The organism is Acidothermus cellulolyticus 11B (assembly GCF_000015025.1).
In the GTDB taxonomy this organism is placed as follows: Bacteria; Actinomycetota; Actinomycetes; order Acidothermales; family Acidothermaceae; genus Acidothermus; species Acidothermus cellulolyticus.
The window spans coordinates 2,378,496-2,398,182 of the sequence record NC_008578.1 but is presented as its reverse complement, the minus strand read 5'-3'; the positions used below and the strand labels follow the sequence as shown (position 1 = coordinate 2,398,182).

18 protein-coding genes, 1 tRNA gene and 1 pseudogene are annotated in these 19,687 nt (G+C 67.0%); 12 read left to right on the top strand and 8 right to left on the bottom strand.

Going from position 1 to position 19,687, the window contains the following annotated elements; all coding sequences use genetic code 11:
• Positions 1-149 precede the first annotated feature (149 nt).
• The 4 genes and pseudogenes from ACEL_RS10995 to dnaK all read right to left on the bottom strand — a co-directional run.
• Positions 150-563, bottom strand: a pseudogene (locus tag ACEL_RS10995) (heat shock protein transcriptional repressor HspR); the annotation flags it as partial.
• 14 nt (positions 564-577) lie between these two features.
• The gene (dnaJ, locus tag ACEL_RS10990) at positions 578-1,717 is read right to left on the bottom strand and encodes a molecular chaperone DnaJ (RefSeq protein WP_041835111.1); all 1,140 of its coding nucleotides are present in this window, start codon (positions 1,715-1,717) and stop codon (positions 578-580) included.
• Between the two features lie 75 nt (positions 1,718-1,792).
• The gene (grpE, locus tag ACEL_RS10980; RefSeq protein WP_238378039.1) at positions 1,793-2,554 is read right to left on the bottom strand and encodes a nucleotide exchange factor GrpE; all 762 of its coding nucleotides are present in this window, start codon (positions 2,552-2,554) and stop codon (positions 1,793-1,795) included.
• Between the two features lie 38 nt (positions 2,555-2,592).
• Positions 2,593-4,449, bottom strand: coding sequence for a molecular chaperone DnaK (gene dnaK / locus ACEL_RS10975; RefSeq protein WP_011720950.1), 1,857 nt, complete (start codon positions 4,447-4,449; stop codon positions 2,593-2,595).
• Positions 4,450-4,668: 219 nt separating this feature from the next.
• Here dnaK and ACEL_RS10970 point away from each other — a divergent pair, with 219 nt between their 5' ends.
• Together ACEL_RS10970 and ACEL_RS10965 are read left to right on the top strand one after the other, a co-directional pair.
• Positions 4,669-5,766, top strand: a complete 1,098-nt coding sequence (locus ACEL_RS10970; RefSeq protein ID WP_148204620.1) for a hypothetical protein — start codon at positions 4,669-4,671, stop codon at positions 5,764-5,766.
• Positions 5,767-5,902: 136 nt separating this feature from the next.
• On the top strand, positions 5,903-7,954 hold the full coding sequence (locus ACEL_RS10965) for a (Fe-S)-binding protein (protein WP_011720948.1): 2,052 nt from the start codon (positions 5,903-5,905) through the stop codon (positions 7,952-7,954).
• A 6-nt stretch (positions 7,955-7,960) separates the two neighbouring features.
• On the opposite strand, the gene dcd is transcribed toward ACEL_RS10965, so the two are convergent.
• Entirely contained in the window at positions 7,961-8,536 is a 576-nt protein-coding gene (dcd, locus tag ACEL_RS10960; protein ID WP_011720947.1) for a dCTP deaminase, read from the bottom strand.
• Between the two features lie 322 nt (positions 8,537-8,858).
• Here dcd and ACEL_RS10955 point away from each other — a divergent pair.
• The 3 genes from ACEL_RS10955 to ACEL_RS10935 all read left to right on the top strand — a co-directional run bounded on the left by ACEL_RS10955 (position 8,859) and on the right by ACEL_RS10935 (position 11,517).
• Positions 8,859-8,929, top strand: a tRNA-Gly gene (locus tag ACEL_RS10955).
• Between the two features lie 350 nt (positions 8,930-9,279).
• Positions 9,280-10,917 (top strand): DUF3352 domain-containing protein, encoded by a 1,638-nt coding sequence (locus tag ACEL_RS11770; RefSeq protein ID WP_011720946.1) that lies wholly within the window; start codon positions 9,280-9,282, stop codon positions 10,915-10,917.
• A gap of 105 nt (positions 10,918-11,022) precedes the next feature.
• Positions 11,023-11,517: a DoxX family membrane protein gene (locus tag ACEL_RS10935; RefSeq protein ID WP_011720945.1), complete on the top strand. Its 495-nt coding sequence runs from the start codon at positions 11,023-11,025 to the stop codon at positions 11,515-11,517.
• Between the two features lie 115 nt (positions 11,518-11,632).
• Here the strand turns inward: ACEL_RS10935 and ACEL_RS10930 are convergent, their stop codons facing one another.
• The gene (locus tag ACEL_RS10930) at positions 11,633-11,959 is read right to left on the bottom strand and encodes a YbjQ family protein (protein WP_011720944.1); all 327 of its coding nucleotides are present in this window, start codon (positions 11,957-11,959) and stop codon (positions 11,633-11,635) included.
• A gap of 41 nt (positions 11,960-12,000) precedes the next feature.
• Here ACEL_RS10930 and ACEL_RS12815 point away from each other — a divergent pair, with 41 nt between their 5' ends.
• The 7 genes from ACEL_RS12815 to ACEL_RS10895 all read left to right on the top strand — a co-directional run bounded on the left by ACEL_RS12815 (position 12,001) and on the right by ACEL_RS10895 (position 18,056).
• Positions 12,001-12,126 carry a hypothetical protein gene (locus ACEL_RS12815; protein WP_274376840.1) on the top strand — a complete coding sequence of 42 codons (126 nt, stop codon included), beginning with the start codon at positions 12,001-12,003 and terminating at the stop codon, positions 12,124-12,126.
• A gap of 390 nt (positions 12,127-12,516) precedes the next feature.
• Positions 12,517-12,954 (top strand): ATP-binding protein, encoded by a 438-nt coding sequence (locus ACEL_RS10925; RefSeq protein ID WP_049751530.1) that lies wholly within the window; start codon positions 12,517-12,519, stop codon positions 12,952-12,954.
• Between the two features lie 691 nt (positions 12,955-13,645).
• A complete protein-coding gene (locus ACEL_RS10915) occupies positions 13,646-14,185 on the top strand; it encodes a PAS domain-containing protein (protein WP_011720942.1) in 540 nt (179 codons plus the stop codon).
• A gap of 208 nt (positions 14,186-14,393) precedes the next feature.
• Positions 14,394-14,945 carry a DUF4446 family protein gene (locus ACEL_RS10910; protein ID WP_011720941.1) on the top strand — a complete coding sequence of 184 codons (552 nt, stop codon included), beginning with the start codon at positions 14,394-14,396 and terminating at the stop codon, positions 14,943-14,945.
• 53 nt (positions 14,946-14,998) lie between these two features.
• Complete coding sequence (pheA, locus tag ACEL_RS10905; protein ID WP_011720940.1) at positions 14,999-15,955, top strand: prephenate dehydratase; 957 nt, start codon at positions 14,999-15,001, stop codon at positions 15,953-15,955.
• Positions 15,952-17,214, top strand: a complete 1,263-nt coding sequence (serS, locus tag ACEL_RS10900) for a serine--tRNA ligase (RefSeq protein WP_011720939.1) — start codon at positions 15,952-15,954, stop codon at positions 17,212-17,214. Before pheA ends, serS begins: the two co-directional genes overlap by 4 nt.
• Complete coding sequence (locus ACEL_RS10895; protein ID WP_011720938.1) at positions 17,211-18,056, top strand: HAD family hydrolase; 846 nt, start codon at positions 17,211-17,213, stop codon at positions 18,054-18,056. Before serS ends, ACEL_RS10895 begins: the two co-directional genes overlap by 4 nt.
• Here ACEL_RS10895 and ACEL_RS10890 read toward each other — a convergent pair.
• Positions 18,008-18,538, bottom strand: a complete 531-nt coding sequence (locus ACEL_RS10890; protein WP_011720937.1) for a bacterial proteasome activator family protein — start codon at positions 18,536-18,538, stop codon at positions 18,008-18,010. The genes ACEL_RS10895 and ACEL_RS10890 overlap by 49 nt on opposite strands.
• A 29-nt stretch (positions 18,539-18,567) precedes the next feature.
• On the bottom strand, positions 18,568-19,629 hold the full coding sequence (locus tag ACEL_RS10885) for an NAD(P)H-quinone oxidoreductase (RefSeq protein ID WP_011720936.1): 1,062 nt from the start codon (positions 19,627-19,629) through the stop codon (positions 18,568-18,570).
• Between the last annotated feature and the right edge of the window lie 58 nt (positions 19,630-19,687).

Genomic DNA, 19,687 nt, shown 5'->3' with positions numbered 1-19,687 from the left:
GGCTGCGCCCGCAGGGAATCGTCTGTTCGTGCTCCGGTCACGGCGTTGTCAGTGAGCGGGCCGGCAGCAGGAAACGGTGGTGTTTGTGTCGCTATTTCTTGCTCTCGGGAGAATTCCCCGTTCGATCCGGCGTATGCCGCAGCAAGAAAATCCGGTGCGACGCGGCGTGGTTGCCACGCGAGCAAGGCTCTGCTCGTCTCCGGCAGCGGCATCAGCTCATGCCGATACCCGCCGCGAGCACCGGCAATATTCGGCACCTGCTGGTCACGCAGGTCGGCGATTGCTTGCCGCAACTCGGCGAGCGTACGCCGCAGCGCCGCGACTTCGTTCTCCAGCGCCAAGATGCGCTTGATGCCGGCCAGATTGATGCCTTCCTGAGAAAGTTGCTGTACCTGCCGGAGCACTTGGATGTCCCGCGCGGAATAACGGCGCCCACCGCCGGGGGTCCGCTCGGGGGAGACAATGCCCAGCCGGTCATACGTCCGCAGGGTCTGCGGGTGCAATCCGGCGAGCTGCGCCGCGACGGATATCACAAAGACCGGTGTCGTCTCGTCGTCCAGCATGTGAGCCTCCTCTCTCAGCTGCCGACCAGCAATCCGGCCCGGGGATTCTCGTCCTCGGTCGCACTCCGGAACGCTTCCAGTGCCTCGCGGGCTTTGCTCGACAGCTTCTTCGGTACGACGACCTCCACGGTGACGAGCAGATCCCCGCGGCTGCCGTCCCGGCGTGGCGCGCCTTTGCCGCGCACCCGCAGGACACGGCCGCTGGACGTCCCAGGCGGCAACTTCACGGTCACCGGCCCATCGAGCGTCGGAACCTCGATCGTCGCGCCGAGCGCCGCCTCGGGGAACGTCACCGGCAGCGTGAGGGTGAGGTTCGGCCCGGACCGGCCAAAGACCTTGTGCGGTTGGACATGCACGAGGACGATAAGGTCGCCCGCCGGTCCACCGTTCTCACCGGGAGCGCCGCGCCCCTTGAGCCGGATGCGCTGGCCGTCGTCAACACCGGCGGGAATGCGCACCTGCAGCGTGCGCTCGCTCGTCGCCCGGCCGCTGCCCCGGCAGCTCGGGCAGGGGTCATCGACGACGAGACCCCGGCCGCGACACTCCCGGCATGGTTCGGACAGCGCGAAACCGCCGACCACCCGGGACACCATGCCGGTACCCGAACAGTTCGGGCAGACGCGCGGCATGGTGCCGGCACGGGCTCCGGTCCCGTGACAACTCGGACACGGTCCCGGGCTGGTGAGCCGGATCGGCACCGTGACACCACGAATCGCGTCGGTGAAGCTGATGGTGATTTCGGTCTCGACGTCCGCGCCGCGCCGCGGCTGGGCACGCCGCGATCCGCCGCCGAAAATTCCGCCGAGAATGTCGCCCAAGCCTCCGGTGCGCAGCCCACCGAAGAGGTCACCCAGGTCGAACGGGAAACCTCCGGTCGTGCCGGTGCCGGAGCCGGTGGGGATGCGGAATCCGCCGCTGCCGAAGAGCGAGCGCGCTTCGTCGTACTCCTTGCGCTTCTTCTCGTCGGAGAGAACGTCGTAGGCTTCCGAAATCTCCTTGAACCGCTCCTCGGCCTTCGGGTCGCCCTTGTTGGCATCCGGATGATACTGGCGGGCCAGTTTCCGGTATGCCTTCTTGATTTCGTCGATGGACGCGTCCTTAGGGACGCCGAGGACCTTGTAGTAGTCCTTCTCGATGTAGTCGCGGGCGCTCATCCTCGTTGTCGGATGGGCGTGCATGACGCGGCCACCCGGCGTCCCTCCTTTCCTGACGACTGTTGCGGCATGCGGTTATGCGTTGGCGTGCGGCGTGTCCGGACCGGAAGCATTCGGCTCCGACGACGTCGTACGGCCGTCGGCGCCGCCTGCAGTGCCGGCGCCGGCTGCTCCGGCTTCCGCGGCCGTGCCGTCGGGCGGCGTATCGTCCGGCAGCGCCACGGTTGGTTCCGCCACGGAGACTCTGGCCGGCCGGATGATCCGCCCGGCGTACGTGTAACCGGGCGCGAATACCTCAACGACGGTCGGTTGGGTGACCTCGTCGGAGTACGCATGCATGAGGGCCTCGTGTCGTGTCGGGTCGAACGGTTCGCCGACATCGCCGAATGCCACCAGCCCAAGCTTGGTGACAATCGCCTCGAATGATTCGGCGACTTGCTTGAAGCCGCCCTCGAGTTCGCCGTGCGCTCGGGCCCGGCCGATGTCGTCAAGGACCGGAAGCAACAGGGCAAGTGTGTCGGCCACCGCGAGGTCGCGGACCAGCGCCCGGTCGCGTTCCACCCGCTTTCGGTAATTCGCGTACTCCGCCTGGACCCGTTGCAGATCCGCCGTCCGCTCGGCGACCAGATTGCGCAGCTGCTCCACTTCCGCCGCTAATTTGGCGCGCTCGGCATCGTCAGGCGACGGCAGACCGGCGTCCGCCGCCGGCGCCGACCCGCCGGTGGGGTGCGTCGACGCGGCGTCCGCACTGTGCGCCGCGGGCGCCGACGCCGCATGCGCCGCCTCACCCGGTGCCGTCCCGCCGGGGACGGCACCGAGCAGCGGATCGAATCTCACACGCCGCTTGTCGCGAATGACAGGCTCCTCACGCTCGCTCACTTCTCACCCTCGTCGACGATTTCCGCATCGACCACTTCGTCGTCCTTGCCGGCCGAACCGGACGCACTGCCGGTCGCGCCGGTCGCTGATCCGCTCGATCCACCGGCGGCCGCCTGCGTCGCGGCGTACATCGCCGCGCCCAGCTTCTGACTTTCGGTGGCGAGCTGCTCGGTGGCCGAACGAATCGCCGTGACGTCGCTGCCCTCCATCGCCTTCTTCAGATTCGCGATGGCCGTCTCGACGTTTGCCTTCTCCGCGGCAGGCACCTTGTCGGCGTTCTCCCGCAGGAATTTCTCGGTCTGGTAGATGAGCGTGTCCGCCTGGTTGCGGGCTTCCGCCTCTTCGCGCCGCCGCCGGTCTTCTTCGGCGTGCGCTTCGGCGTCGCGCATCATGCGCTCAATTTCTTCCTTGGGAAGCGCCGACCCGCCGGTAATCGTCATGGATTGCTCTTTTCCGGTGGCGAGGTCTTTTGCGGAGACATGCACGATGCCGTTGGCGTCAATGTCGAAGGTGACCTCGATCTGCGGGACGCCGCGCGGCGCAGGCGGCAGGCCGGTCAACTCGAACATTCCGAGTTTCTTGTTGTACGCGGCGATTTCCCGCTCTCCTTGGTACACCTGGATCTGCACGCTCGGCTGGTTGTCTTCCGCCGTCGTGAAGATTTCCGACCGGCGCGTCGGGATCGTGGTGTTCCGCTCGATGAGCTTGGTGAACACGCCGCCCTTCGTCTCGATGCCGAGGGAGAGCGGTGTGACGTCGAGGAGCAGGACGTCCTTCACTTCACCCTTGAGGACGCCGGCCTGCAGACATGCGCCGACGGCGACGACTTCGTCAGGGTTGACGCCCTTGTTCGGCTCCTTGCCGCCGGTCAGTTCGCGGACCAGGTCGACAACCGCGGGCATCCGGGTTGAGCCGCCGACGAGAATGACGTGGTCGATCTGGTTCACGGTGATGCCGGCGTCCTTGATTGCCTGATTGAACGGCCCCTTGCACCGCTCGAGCAGGTCCGCGGTCATCCGCTGGAATTCCGACCGGGTGAGCTTCACCTCCAGGTGGAGCGGGCCTTCCGAGCTGGCCGTGATGTACGGCAGATTGATGGTCGTCTCCATCGCGGAGGACAGCTCGATCTTCGCCCGCTCGGCGGCTTCCTTGAGCCGCTGCATGGCCATCTTGTCTTTTGACAAGTCGATCCCGTGCTGGTTCTTGAACGTGGTGACGAGGTGGTCGACGATGCGCTGGTCCCAGTCGTCACCACCGAGGTGGGTGTCGCCGCTGGTGGCTTTGACTTCGACGATTCCCTCGCCGATTTCGAGGAGGGAGACGTCGAAGGTGCCGCCGCCGAGGTCGAAGACGAGAATCGTCTGCTCTTTCTCACCCTTGTCCAGCCCGTAGGCCAGCGCCGCCGCCGTCGGCTCGTTGATGATCCGGAGCACGTTGAGTCCGGCGATTTGGCCGGCCTCCTTGGTTGCCTGGCGTTGCGCGTCGTTGAAGTACGCCGGAACCGTGATGACCGCGTCGCTGATCTGCTCGCCCAGGTATGCCTCGGCGTCGCGCTTGAGTTTCATCAGGATACGGGCACTGATCTCTTGCGGCGTGTATTTCTTGCCGTCGATGTCGATCGTCCAGTTCGTGCCCATGTGCCGCTTGACCGAACGGATGGTCCGCTCCGCGTTGGTGACCGCCTGTCGTTTGGCCACTTCACCAACGAGCACCTCGCCGTTCTTAGCGAACGCGACCACCGACGGCGTGGTGCGTGACCCTTCCGCGTTGGGGATCACTGTCGGTTCGCCGCCCTCAAGGACGGCGATCACAGAGTTGGTGGTACCGAGGTCGATTCCGACCGCACGTGCCATGGCCTCTCCTCCAGAGTTGAGTCGTCTCGACTCATATTATGTGAGCCAGCCCGCTGGGCAAACCTGCTTCCCGTCGATTGATCGTGCGGCCCATACAGTCGAATGGTGGTCTTCACGCGGCCGCCGGTCTCCGGTCGAGGGTCCGCCGGGCGGTTGGATCGGGCATACCAGGAAGCTGCGGCGCCGTCGGCGGTTGGCAACGGCGGACTGAGCTTTCGGTTGATCACACTTGCGGGGGCGGGTTACGCGCTCACTGCCGCGTTGCTTGGCTTTGCGATCTGGCTCGTGCTCACCCGGCCGATGAGTGCTCTCGTCTCCGGGATCAGCGCCGCGGCCGTCGCGGCGCTCGCGTTGCGGACCGCGCCCTGGCCGCCGTCCGGCCGCCGGCTGCGGCCCGTTCCCCTCGCTGACCTGCCGCGCTTCGGCGCTGCCATAGCGGCCTACTGCCGTCGCGCGGGTCTCCCTCCCCCGGCGGGAATTGCCCTGATCCGCCACGACGTCGTCGATCTGCGCATCGTCGGGTGGCGCGGTCGCCGCATTCTGCTCCTTGGCGTACCGCGGTGGGTGGCGGCGGAGCCGGAGGAGCGGGCCTGCCTGCTCGTGCACTACCTGTCGCATGCCCTCCCGCGGCGGTACCGCTCGGAGAACCGGCCGGCGGATCCCCGTGGTTGCGGGTGGATTCGGAACGCGGACGCCGGGGTGAGCCGGTGGTGCCGGGCGCTCCGTCCACTGACCCCTCGCGACGTCGTACGCCGCCGGCCTGGGATCGCGCCTGCGCACCCCCCGCGCGGCTCGTTGACCTTAGCCGCGACGAATGCGTTGGTGTATGTGCCGTATCGGCTGGTCGCGCAGTGGCAGATCGCGCTGCGCGCCGAAATTGCCCGGTGCGCTCAGTGCGCCGAGCACGCGGCGGACGTCGAGACCGTGCGCGTTGTCGGTGGTGAGGCGGCGCAGCGCTGGTTGGGCAGCTATTTCTGGCGTGACGCGCTTGCGGACTGGCTTGCCGAACGCGAGGAGCGCGGGCTCGACCTCGATGTGGCGGAACTCTCGGCGGCGTGCAGGCAGTGGCGTGCCACCAGGCATCACCGCTCGCCGGCCGGTCGCGTGGACGATGCGCACGCCGCGACGTCGCTTCGCCTCGCGGCCGTTTCGGCTCTCCGGATTCCACCGCGTGAGCCGGCCGGCACGGGTTATGCGGCCGGCGCGGGTTATGCGGCGGGCGCGGAGCATTCCGACATAGCCGAGGCCTGCGATGCGGCAGCCTGCGACGAGCTCCTCACCGCGTACCGTCGGTCCGGCGGTGCTGATCGGCTCTAGCCGTCCCGGTGTTCTGCTGAGCCTAGGGAGTCGGCCGGTGAGCAGCAATTCGCGGGGGAGCCGGCCGCCGCGGGACGACCGTAAGGCACGATGACGCCAGCGGGATTCGCCGGAGCCGTCACCGAGAGGAGCGCCCGTGCGCTTGGTCATCGGCCTCGTCGTTACCGGTGTTGCACTCGTCGTGGCGGGCTGGCGGTTGTCGTGGTTGGCGCGGCGGGTGCTTGCCGGCGGACCGCCGGTCGAACGGTGGGGGGCCGGTCGAGTCGCCGCCATCAAAGGTTTCCACGGAATTGCCGCCGAGGTTTTTGGCCAACGCCGGCTCGTACAGTGGCGATGGCCGGGGATTGCGCACGCGGCAACCTTCTGGGGATTTGTCGTCTTGACGCTGACAATTGCGGAAACCTACGGCGATCTTGTCGATCCGCGCTTTGGCATTGGGCACTGGGCCGGCTTGGGTTTCATCGAGGACGTGTTCGCCGTCGCCGTCCTCGCGGCGCTGGGCATTTTCACGGCGATTCGCTACCGGCAGACGCCGCGCCGGTTAGGGCGTTGGTCGCGCTTCCACCGATCGCACACCGGCATGGCGTGGGCGATTCTCGGGATGATTTTCGCCGTCATCGCCACTCTGCTGGTCTATCGCGGGGCCCAGATCAATACCGGCCATTTCCCGTACCGGCCGTACCAATGGTCGTTTGCGTCGTGGTTGGTCGCGCAGGCGCTGCCTGCTGGTGCGGTCAATCAGGGCATCGAGACCTTTTTCGTGCTGGCACAATTGGTCGTCATTCTCGGGTTTCTCATTCTCATCACGTACTCCAAGCATCTGCACATCGTGACCGCGCCGCTCAATGTCTTCTTCGCCCGGCGGCCCGATGGCCTGGGTCCGCTCATGCCGGTCGTTTCCGCTGACCACATCGTCGATTTCGAGAATCCGCGCGACGACGACGTCATCGGCTGGGGTCACATCGCCGATGTCAGCCGCAAGGCTCGGCTCGACCTGTTGAGCTGCACGGAGTGCGGCCGGTGTCAGTCGCAATGCCCGGCGTGGAACACCGGCAAGCCGCTCAATCCGAAACTCATCATCACCGACTTGCGGGACTATCTGCTCACGGGCGGCTCCGACGGGACTCGGCCGCTCGTCGGGCCGTCCGGCGGCGGCGTCATCGACCCCGAAGCCCTGTGGGCCTGCACGAATTGCGGGGCGTGCGTGCATGAATGCCCGGTCGACATCGAACATCTCGACCACATCAGCCAGCTGCGTCGGCACCAAGTTCTGATGGAGTCGGCGTTTCCGGCCGAGGCGGCCGGCCTGCTGCGGAATCTGGAGCAGCGCGGGAATCCGTGGGGCATGCCGGATTCTGCGCGCCTCCAATGGGCCGACGACCTTGGCGTGGAGGTTGCGGTCGCGGATCCGAGCCGACCGCTTCCTGGCGACGTCGACTATCTGTGGTGGGTCGGCTGCGCCGGGGCCTTCGACGAGCGGGCGCGTCGGGCGACTCGCGCGTTGGCGCAGCTCCTGACGGCCGCCGGTGTGCGGTTTGCCGTCCTGGGGCCGGCGGAGGCCTGCACCGGGGATCCCGCCCGGCGGATCGGCAACGAATTCCTCTACCAGATGCTGGCTCGGCAAAACATTGAGGTTCTGACGCAGCTGCAACCGCCGGCGATACTTACCGGCTGCCCGCACTGTTTCAACACGCTTGGCCGGGAATATCCGCAGCTCGGCGGGACTTTTCCGGTCATCCACCACAGCCAGTTGCTGGAGCAGCTCGTCACCTCGGGTCGGCTGCGTCTCGACCGTGACCTGCACGCCCGGGTGACCTACCACGATCCCTGCTTTCTCGGACGGCACAACGGGATGTACGACGCGCCGCGACGGATCGTCGCGGGCATTCCGGGCGTGGACATTCAGGAAATGCCGCGGTGCCGCGACCGGAGTTTCTGCTGCGGTGCCGGGGGTGCCCGCATGTGGATGGAGGAGCGTATCGGCAAGCGCATCAATCACGAGCGGATTGACGAAGCTTTGGCCGCCGACCCCGACGTCATCGCGACGGCGTGCCCGTACTGCCGGGTCATGCTCGGTGACGCGGTGAATGACCGGCGACCGAACGGACCGCGGCCCGCCGTCCGGGACGTCGGAGAACTGCTTCTCGACGCGCTCGCCGCGCCGATCGATGACGGACCGGGTCGATGACGCCGGTCAAATCTTCGTGCGGTGAAAATTCTGCCAACTACGGCTCGGGGTGGGTCCGCGTTGCCCCTGATACCGGGAGCCATAAACAGGCGAACCGTAGGGATGCTCGGCGGGCGATGAGGTTCGGAACAGGCAGAGCTGACCGATCTTCATCCCCGGCCACAGCTTGATCGGCAAGGTCGCGACGTTCGACAATTCGAGGGTGACGTGACCCGTGAAGCCGGGGTCGATCCAACCGGCGGTCGAGTGAGTGAGGAGGCCGAGACGACCGAGACTTGACTTTCCTTCGAGACGGCCGGCGAGATCATCGGGCAGGGCGATCACTTCATAAGTGCTCGCGAGGACGAACTCCCCCGGGTGAAGGATGAACGGTTCGTCGCCTTCCGTCTCCACGAGCCGGGTCAGGTCCGGTTGCTCGACCGCTGGGTCGATATGGGGATATCGGTGGTTTTCGAACACCCGGAAGTACTTGTCGAGCCGGACGTCGATGCTCGACGGTTGAATCATGGCCGGATCAAATGGGTCGATCGTGACGCGGCCGGAGGCGAGCTCGGCGCGGATGTCGCGGTCGGAGAGGAGCACGGGCGCAATCTACCGGGTGGCGGGATGCTGTGCCTCGACGGCCGGTTGGGCGGTGTGTGTGGCCTCCCGGAGCGTCGGCACACCAGCGCGGCACGCCACAAGCGCCACCGGGTAGCGTCCGCGTCCCCGGATCGTCGGCACATTCCGCGACCGGCCGGGACCTCGGCTGTGGGCGCCCAATCCATCGGCGGTTGTCCGCTCCCCCCGGGATCGTCGGCACACCGGCATGCGCCACCCTGCGACCTCGACCGGGCGGCGTGCCCACCAGGCTCGTCGCTCGGTGCGGAAGGGGCCGCGGCGTCCGGTACTATCAGGCGCGTCCGCGGGTGTAGTTCAATGGCAGAACGTCAGCTTCCCAAGCTGATAATGCGGGTTCGATTCCCGTCACCCGCTCGGCCCCTGTGCACGGAAGGTGCGGTACCACCGTTGCGCTGGGTCGGCGCGAGCGCGGCCTCGGTCTCTGCGTGTGGTGAGGGTGCAGGGTAACCTCCGCATGCCGCCAGGGGTCGCTCTTCGCGCAGGAGATCGCCGGGTACGCATCCAGCAGGTCCGCATCGACGCTTCGGCTCTCCCGCCGGCTGGCTCGCCAGGCGCGGCGCGCGCCGTCCGCTCTAGACCGAGCCGAACCGACCGGCATTGCTCCGAAGCGTGTCCGCGTACCGTTTTCCACTCGTCCCCGTACCGTTTTCCACTCGATCGAATAATCGCTTGGTTTTGACGGTCCGGTTGCCGAGAATGTGACCATGACTGACGATCTCCCCTACGGACAACCTGACGGCTCGCCGTCGGCTGGCGGCGGCTCGGGCGGAGAGCACTGGGCACCTGGACCGTCGCCGGCGGACGCCGTATCGCCCGGTCTCACCCCGGCCGTCCCGACGCCGTCGGGTCCAGGGGCGTGGTCCGCCGACGTCCTTCCGCCGGGGCCCGAGGTACCGGCGGGCAAGGGGAAGCGTCGATGGCGTTGGACGGCCGCGGTCGTTGGGGTGGCCGTTGCGTTCGTCGCTGCGGGGACGGCAGTTGCCGCGTATCGTCTCACGGCGCATCAGGGTGGTGACCGCATCGATTCGCTCGCGCCGGCGACGACGGTCTTCTACGTCAAAGTGAATGTGAGCCCGGGAGGTTCAGCCGGGACCGACGTCGGCGCGTTTGCCCGCCATGTTCCGGCTCTTTCGGGGGTAACGGATGCTCGGACGTTGCGTGATTGGGTCGTGCGCCGTGCTCTCGGCGGATATGCCGCCGAGTACGACGCCATGGTGAAACCGTGGCTCGGCGATGAGGTTGCCATCGGTGTCTTTCCCTCCGGGCAGGAACGTCACAGTTTTGCCTTGCTCCACGTGACGGATGCGGCGAAGGCCGAGCAGGCGCTCGGCGGTCTCGCCGCACTGGTCAAGAGCCGGAACAATCCCGGCAACGACCTGGCGTATCGGATCACCGACGGTTTCGCGGTCGTCACCGATTCACCGGCGGCACTCAATGACCTACTCGCGGACGTTCCGCACCAATCCCTGGCCAACCAGCGGACGTACACCACCGACGTCGCATCGCTGGGATCCGGTCACCTGGTAGTCGGTTGGGCCGATCTGGCGGCCGCTTCGCGGCTCGCGATGGACGAAGCCAAGGCACTGGGCGCGGCGGGCAGTCTGCTGGGCAGTGTGGACACCGCAGCTGCACAGGGACGGCTCGTTTTTGCCGGAACAGTGCATGCCACGTCTCTCGATCTAGACGCCCGCGTGCTCGGGGCAACTGCGACCACGGCGCCCCTGGCGGATTTGAGCGGTATGTTGGGCCGCCTGCCGGCCGACACCCAACTTGGTGTTGCGCTCGCCGGACCGGATCAAGTTCTCAAGAGCCTGTTCGGCCGCCTGTCCAGTGATCCGCTTACCTCCGCCTTCCTCGGAAATCAGCTCGGCAGCCTGCAGAGCCAGACCGATCTTCATCTTCCGGACGACATTTACGGTTACGTCGGCAGCGCGTTGGCGATCGGCATTTCCAGGCCGGCCGGTGCGGCGGACAAGCCGCAGGACGCCGACATCACCGTCCTGACCGAGCCGACGGATTCTGCTGCAGCGACTCGGGTCGCGGCCGCACTGCGTGGATGGGCGGCGGGCGGCCGTGCTCTTACCGTCGCGCCTGGGCACCCCTTCGTCATCAGCACGAAGCCACAGCCGTTGGCAGGTCCGGCGCTTCAGAATGATCCGTTGTACCGGGCGGCTATCGACGGCATGCCGTCGCGCGTGATCGCCGCCGGATATCTCGCCGTCCCTCGGGAGCCTGGAACGAACAGCTCCACGGACGCCGGGTCGGGCGGTGGTCTCGGCTTCTACGTGGTCCCGGGCGGGGATTCGAGCGTGGTCGCCCATCTCCGTCTGGTATTTCCCTGACGGCAATCGCCGCGGCGGTCTCCTGACGGCATCGTGCAGGCTTGTTGATCCGCAGCGCATCGTCCGCCGGGCGCTAAGGATCACCTCGTGGGGTAAGCACGAATCATGAAGCTCAGTCACCTGCCGACGCGCCTGGCTACCGGAGCTTTTCTCGTCAACTCCGGCGTGGAGAAACTCGCCGCGACGGACGACGCGGCCAAACTCTGGCACGACCGCGCGTGTGTGGCCTTCCCGTTCGTCCGGCGGTTGGACCCGCGCGTTTTTGCCCGGCTTCTCGGCCTCGGCGAGCTCGCCCTTGGTGGCGCGTTGCTGAGCCCGATGGTCCCGCCGGCCACGGCCGGGTTGGGACTCACGGCGTTCTCAACGGCACTGCTCCGGCTTTACCTGAAGACGCCGGGTCTCACCAAGGAGGACGGGATACGTCCCACCGCCCAAGGCACACCGCTGGCAAAAGATGTTTGGATGCTCGGTATCGGCCTCAGCCTGATTCTGGACGCCGCCCGTCCCCGCCGGCGAATGTTCCGCCGGCGGCTCGGCGACCGGCGGAGACTACAGAACTCGCGGGTCCGGGCGATTCAAGCAATACGCCGAACGGCATGACTGACCTCACGTGAAGCCGCGGCGTCGAAGGCGTGCCGTCGGCGAGCCGGTCAGGAGTTGCGGTGGTGCAGGTCGCCCCGCCGGATGCGTCGAAGGCGTGCCGTCGGCGAGCCGGTCAGGAGTTCAACCGGCTGACCCGGGCCGCCGTTCCGTATGCGCAAATTTCCGTCCACATTCCGCCGATCTCGCTGGTGTCGAACCGCATCGCCAGTATCGCGTTCGCGCCCCGCGCGGTCGCTTCTTCGACGAGTCGTTGCATGGCCTGGTTTCGGCTGTCAATCAGGACGGTTGTCATGCCCCGCAGCTCACCACCGAAGATGGATTTGAGCCCGGCGCCGAATTGGCTGACGATATTGCGGGATCGCACGGTCAAACCCCAGACAGATCCCAGAATTTCGTCGATGCGGTAGCCGGGAATCTCATTCGTTGTGACGATCAACATGGATCCGCTTCCTTTCCGCACGTTCCAGTCGGCACGCGCCCGTGCTGTTCCGGTTTGGGCTCGCGCCGGCAATCGCGTCGTCTCGTGCCCGTGCCGTCGCCGCTCAGGCGCTTGCCTACCCCGCCGACCGGGCGCTTGCCGACCCTGCCGCCCTGCAACCGCCGTGATCGTACGTCGTCGCCGGACGGGTGACCACGCGCCACGCCATGGCCGCAGTGACTTCATGGCTCGGAAGGCGCGTAGGAGTCGCAGCTCGATGCCACCCACGTCAGGTCCGCGGTGACTTTAGCGGGCGGCGCGGCTCGCGGCGCCGACGGTCCGCTGGAAGCGCCCACCTCCGCCGTACCGGCGAATGCGGCGCAGCCCTCCGGTGCCGCTGTTGCGGCACTGACGGCGTGTCGCCGACCCGGCGCATGATCCCACACGGACACTAACGAGGGAACCGCACGGACGAGTCCTGATGTCCAGGTGGGAGAAATCAAGCTGCGCCACGTGTTTCCCGAAGTTCTAGCGGAGATATACCGATCGCATACCTGTACGTGTGTCGAGGTCGGAAGATGACCACGCCGCGGAGGCTCAGCGAGGAGGGAGGAGCCGTGCATTCCGTCCGGGTGCCGGCGACCGCCGCGAGCGTCCGCGGTGTCCGAGCACTGCTCCGCCGCGAGCTTGCCGATCTCCCGACGTCCGTTCGTGATGACGTCGTCCTCGTCGCCAGCGAGCTGTTCTGCAATGCGCTGCAACATGGTCGGAGGCTCGATGACGGGATGCTGGAGGTCTGCTGGGACGTGACTCCGGACGGCGTCCAGCTCGCGGTTGTCGACGGCGGTGGCCCCACGCTGCCTGCGGTCCAAGATGTCGGCACGACGGCCACGGCTGGGCGTGGGTTATCTATCGTGGCGCGACTTGTCTCCCGCTGGGGTGTTGACCGGCAGCCCGGACGAACAATGGTCTGGGCCATTGTGCCGATTCAGCAGCCGGAACGCGTCTGCTGCTAGCTGCGCGCGGGTCCAAATGACCGGGGGAATTCAGCTGATCGGGTGACGCCATAGCTCCTTGGGACCCTAACGGGGTATCTCTTACCGCGATCCTCTTGGCGTGACTCGACAGGCGTTGTAAAGTTCAGTCACCCGGGTGCTGCTGCATCCCCCGTCGGCGGCACCCGGGCCCTGTCTTCTCTGGCGTCTTCTCTGCGGTCCAGCCGCGCGCCGCTTCTGGCCATGACGTGCCACAGCCCCCGGGCCCAGTCTTCTCCGGCCGGCGTTCGGCTGGCGAAGCGGTCCGTTCGCCGGCGACCGCGAACGTGCGACGATCCCAAGGGCCTGTCTTGACATTGAGCGTCCGCGTGGAGCCTCGCAGCGGGACGCTCTCGCGACCGGCTGCTTCAGCGCAGATCAGGTGTCCTGGTGACGAAGAGCTGCGCGTCCACCGCGAAGTCCGTTGTTTACGGAGTGATCACGACAGCCGGATCGTCCGGTTTGTCGAATTCTCGGACATACGACAGGGCAATTTCGGGAATTTGCGCACGATTTCCCGCCGGCTGCCGGTGATTTCCTCTTAGAGAGAAATATGGCAATGCAGGTCCGGCAAGCGGGTTAAGCCGAATGGCCGCCGCGCCGAACCGCCGGATGTCCGATACCGCCGTCCTGATCGGCATGTCAAGCTAGAAAAAGTACGAAGGGTGGGGGGATGCGCACGGGTTCTGATGCCACGGCATTTACCATGCCGGGACCGGCCGGGCATGCGCCCGGATCGCCCGGGAATCCGCTGGACGATCCGCGGCCGATGTCCTATTTGCTGATACCGCTCATTTCCCGCACAGCGGCCGAGTTGCCGCCGTTGCGGGAGGCGTTACGGTCCTGGGTGACCGTCGTCGCGACCGCCGCCGACCCGTGTCTGGTCCTGGATCGTGACGGCCGGATCGCGGGAATCTCGACATCGGCGGCAGCTCTCGTCGATGAGGAGCCGGCGGCGCTCGTCGGACGGCGGCTCGTGGGCGACGTCTTCGCCATCGTTGACTTCTCGGCAGCCGCTCAGCCTCTCGGTGACCGGGCGCATGTCCCCCCGACTCAAGCGCTCGCCGGCGGCGTTCTCAGCCGCGGTCTCATCCGGATACGCCGTCCAGACGGCACGACGGCGACGCTGGACGCGATTTCCGCGCCGCTTCACGATTCGGACGGCGCCATCATCGGTTCGCTGACTTTCTTTGCACCCGTCGCGGGTCATTGACGGCGTTAGCTGGTACGGCGGCGCCGGCCTGACGGCCCTGGCGTGACTCCCCGGCTCCGGTGCCGGCCTGACGGTCCCGGTCCGCCCCGTCCGGCGCGGCTCGGCCCCCGGCCCGGCGCGGCTCGGCCCGGCGGCGGTCCCGGCCCGGCGGCGACTGCCGCCTGGTGCGCGCCGGGTGGGTCCAGCTGCCGCGGGATAGGCTCTTGACGTGTCGTTGTCCACCACCACCGTCGCTCTCATCGCGCTGGGAGCGCTCGCGGTCGCTGTCCTTGGTGGCGTGTTCTCCGTGATCGGGCACCTGCGGCTGCGCCGCATGCGGCGCGCCTACGAGCGGGCGTTCGCAGGCACTGACGGCGATGCGTTGGTCTCCACCGTCGCGCGCTACGTCGAGGAGACGGCGGGCCTGCGCGCCGACATCGCCGCTGCGCAACGGCGGCTGACCGCCCTGAGCGGTGACGTGGCCCGTTCCTTACGACACGTCGCCGTCGTCCGCTATGACGCTTTCGGCGACATGGGCGGGCGCCTCTCGTTCTCCGCGGCGATTCTCGATGACGCCGGTGACGGCCTGGTCATCAGCGCCATCCACGGCCGGACCGAGACACGTACGTATGCCAAGGGTGTCCGGGGCGGGAGCAGCGACCAGCCGCTCTCTCCGGAAGAAGAGCAGGCTATCCGGTTTGCGCTCCGGTCGGTCTCCGCCGGGCCGGCGGCCGGATCGCCCCCGGCATCGGAACCACGAATGGTGGATGCACATGGGTAATCGGCTGCTCGAAGGTACGCCGGATCGGGACGTCGTCGAGGTGTCAGGTTTGCATGGCTGACGTTCCGAGGTACGCCTATTTGGGGCCGGAAGGCACCTTCAGCGAAGCGGCGTTGCGCTCACTGCCCGAAACAGCCGGCGCGATTCTCCTGCCCTATCGCAGCGTGGCGACCGCCCTTGATGCGGTGCGTCGAGGTGAGGTGAGCGCAGCGCTGGTTCCGGTCGAGAACTCCGTCGGGGGCGGAGTGGACAGCACGATTGACGAATTGTCCTCCGGCGAGCTTCTCCATATTTGCCGCGAGGTGCTGCTCGACGTCGGATTCGCCTTCGCCGTTCCTCCGGGTGCGACGCGCGAGCAGGTACGCCGGGTTGCCGCGCACCCGCAGGCGGAGGCCCAGTGCCGGCGGTGGATCGCGGAGAACCTCCCGGAGGCCGAGGTCGTTCCGGCCGGCTCTAATGCTGACGCCGCAGCAATGGCGGCCTCCGGCACGGAAAATCTCGACGCGGCCATTACCTCGGCGCTTGCGGCGGAACGGTACGGCCTGAAAATCCTGGACGATGACATTCACGACCACGGCCACGCCGTGACCCGATTTCTCCTCCTCCGTCGGCCCGGGCCGCCGATGCCGCGGACCGGAGCGGACAAGACGTCGCTCGTCGCGTGGATCGGTGAGGACCACCCGGGCGCATTGCTCGAGGTGCTGACCGAATTCGCCGTCCGCGGCATCAACCTCACGTGGATCGAATCCCGACCCGCCGGCGGCAAGCTCGGCCGGTACTGCTTCTCTATCGACTGTGAAGGTCACATCGCGGACGCCCGGGTGGGCGAAGCTCTGATGGGATTGCGTCGAATCTGCGCCGCGGTCCGGTTCCTCGGCAGTTATCCACGAGCCGACGGTGCCGAACCGACAACCCGGCGCGGTACCTCGGACGCCGACTTTGCTGAGGCGGCTGAATGGTTGCGCCGGCTCCGCGCCGGCATCGTCGACGAGGAGCCGACCGAGCCGTGATCGACCTCAGGCTTCTGCGGGATGACCCGGAGCGGTTGCGCGCGTCGCAACGGGCTCGCGGCGAGGATCCGGGCCTCGTCGATGCGGCTCTCGCCGCGGACGAGAATCGCCGCGCCGCCGTTGCGCGGTTCGAAGCGCTCCGCGCCGAGCAGAAGGCCTTAGGCCGCCGGATCGCCTCGGCTCCGCCGGACGAAAAGCCGGCTCTCCTTGACCGAGCCAAGGAGCTTGCCGAACTCGTCAAGGCGGCTGAAGCGGCACGGGACGACGCGGATGCCGCATGCCGGGAGGCGCTGCTTGCGATCTCCAACCTTGTCGACGACGAGGCGCCCCGCGGCGGCGAGGAGGATTTCGTCGTCCTCGAAGAGATCGGCACGCCACCAACGTTCTCGTTCCCCCCTCGCGACCATCTGGAACTCGGCGAGCGGCTCGGTGCCATCGACGTCGAGCGGGCGGCGAAGGTGTCCGGAAGCCGGTTCTACTACCTCACCGGAGTCGGCGCACTGCTCGAATTCGCGCTCGTTGACCTTGCACTCCGGCAAGCGGTCACCGCCGGATTCGTACCGGTCATTCCGCCGGTGCTGGTGCGTCCCCCGGCCATGGAGGGCACCGGATTTCTTGGCCAGGCGGCGGAGAATGTCTTTCATCTCGAGAAAGACGACTTCTATTTGGTGGGAACGTCGGAGGTCTCGCTCGCCGCGTATCACATGGGGGAAATTCTCGACGCTGCCCAGCTGCCGCGGCGTTACGTCGGTTTCTCCACCTGCTTCCGGCGCGAGGCTGGATCACACGGCAAGGACACCCGGGGCATCATCCGCGTCCATCAGTTCGACAAAGTCGAGATGTTCTCCTTCACGACCGTCGGAGAGGCGGCAGCCGAGCATCGGCGACTGCTTGAGTGGGAGAAGCAATTTCTCACCGCGCTCGAGATTCCGTTCCGGGTCATCGACGTCGCTACCGGAGATCTCGGCGCCAGCGCCGCCCGAAAATTCGACTGCGAGGCCTGGATTCCGACCCAAGGCCGCTATCGCGAGGTGACGTCCACCTCGAATTGCACGGAGTTTCAGGCTCGCCGGTTGGATATCCGAATGCGTGACGAGCAGGGAATCCGTCCGCTGGCCACGCTCAACGGCACCCTGGTCGCTATTCCGCGCACCATTGTGGCGGTTCTGGAGAACCATCAGCAGGCCGACGGGTCGGTTGTCGTTCCGCGTGCGCTCCGGGACTATTTGGGCACCGACGTGTTGCGGCCGAAGCGGTGACGGTGACAACGATCCGCCTGGTCGCGACTGACCTCGACGGCACGCTGGTCCGCTCCGACGGCACGGTCTCACCGCGGACCGTGACGGTGCTGCGCCGGGTGGTCGACGCCGGCGCTGTCGTCGTCCTCGTGAGCGGCCGGCCGCCGCGGTGGATGAAGCCCGTCATTGCGGCGACCGGGATCGACAGTCCGGCGATCTGTGCGAATGGTGCCATCATCTACGATCCGCGCGCCGACCGGGTCGTCGAAGAATTTCTCCTGGCGCCGGTCGATGTCGCCCGGATCGTTGCGGTGCTCGCAGCCGCGGCACCTGACGTCCGCTTCGCGGTGGAAACGGGCGCGGACACGTATGCGGTTGACGGATATCGCGGTGGGTGGCATCAGGACGGCGGCGTGCGGCCCTGTTCACTACGGGAACTTGCTGGGTTGGCGGCTGCGAAACTGCTGGTGTACCACCCGAGGTTGTCCGCCGATGAGCTGTTGGAATTCGTCCGGCCTCGTGTGGATGCCATCGCTGAGGTTACGCATTCAAATGGCCGGAACCTGGTGGAAATCAGCGCCAAGGGTGTGAGCAAGGCAAGCACGGTTGCGTTGCTTGCCGCCAGGATGGGTATTTCTGCGGCGGAGGTTGTTGCGTTCGGTGATATGCCGAACGACATCGGATTACTTCGCTGGGCGGGCTGCGGCTACGCGATGGCCAACGCGCATCCGGTGGTTCGCGCGGCAGCCGATGCGCTAGCGCCGTCCAACGATGCGGACGGAGTAGCTCGTGTCCTCGAGGACTTCCTCGGGTCTCACAAATACATGCCGGAGCCGGAGCGGGCCTCCTGCGAGGGGTGCTGACCGGCGGGCAGGGCGCGCCGCATGTGCTCGAGCTGAGCCCGGGCGGCCATCTGTTGAGCGACCAACGCGGTCTGAATGCCGTGGAATAATCCTTCGAGCCATCCGACGAGTTGCGCCTGAGCGATGCGCAGCTCGGATTCGCTCGGCACTTCGGAATCGCTGAACGGCAAGCTGATCCGTTCAAGCTCCTCGACGAGCTCCGGCGCGAGACCGCTCTCCAATTCGCGGATCGACGAGCGGTGTATTTCCTTCAACCGGTTCCGTCCGGCTTCGTCGAGCGGAGCGGATCGCACCTCCTCCAGCAGCTGGCGGATCATGCTGCCGATCCGCATGACCTTCGCCGGCTGGTTGACAAGATCGGTGATGGACTCGTCGTCGTCCTGATCGGGGCGCTTGCCCGGTTCACCGCCGGCCACGGCCATCCCCTCCGGGCCGACGACGACGACGCGGGGATGCTCCCCCTGCTCCGGTTGCTGCGTCATGTCATCAATTCTCCCAGGATCGCTTCAGTTCATTTCGGCGGTGTCGACTGCCTACCCGACGGTGCCGCCTCTGTCTCTTCCGGCGGTGTCGACGTCTCGGTCATGACCCGCGCGGGGTGCACCAAGACGACCTTGCCCACGTGCCGACCGGCCTCAAGGATGCGGTGCGCACGTGCCGCCTCGTGCATCGGTACCTGCGCCTCGATCACCGGCCGGATTTGGCCGGATCCGATGAGCGGCCACACATGCGTGCGCACCTCGCTCACGATCTCCGCCTTCTGCTCGGGCGGCCGGGCGCGCAGTCCAGCGGCGTAGATCGAGCCGCGTTTGGTCATGAGCGCAGCGAGGTCGAGTTCGGCCCGCCGGCCGCCCTGCAGGGCGATGACGACGATCCGGCCGTCCGGCGCCAGGACCGCGAGGTTGCGGGCCAGGTACGGGCCACCGACGATGTCGAGGACGACGTCCACGCCCCGTCCCCCGGTGCGTGCCGATATTTCCGCCACGAAGTCTTGCGTGCGGTAATTGATGACAAACTCCGCGCCGAGTGCGTGGACCCGCTCGCACTTCTCCGCAGTGCCTGCCGTCGCCGTCACCCGGAGCCCCCAAGCAGTCGCAAGTTGCACCGCGAAGGTGCCGATTCCGCTTGCACCTCCGTGGATGAGGAGTGTTTCGCCGGCCCGGGCCCTGGCGGCCATGAACACTGTCGACCACACGGTGCAGGCGGCCTCTGGAAAGGCGGCGGCCTCAACCAGTGTCACGCCGGCGGGAATCGGGAGGACGTGGTCGGCACGGACGGCGACCCGCTCGGCGTACCCCCCACCGCCAAGGAGAGCGCAGACCCGGTCGCCCGGCTGCCAACCATCGACGCCGGGACCGACGGCGGAAATAACACCCGCGCATTCCAGGCCGGGTATGTCGGGCGCGCCTGGCGGCGGGGGGTAGTGGCCCTCGCGCTGCAGGAGATCGGCGCGATTCACCCCGGCGGCGACAACATCGATGACAACCTCGCCGGACGCAGGAACCGGGTCGGGGACTTCGGTCCAGGTGAGGACGTCCGGGCCGCCGAAACCGCGAATCGTGATCGCATGCATAGGACTCAGCCTAGGAAGCCGCTCGGTTCAGCGGTGCACCGAACGTCCCAAATCGGAG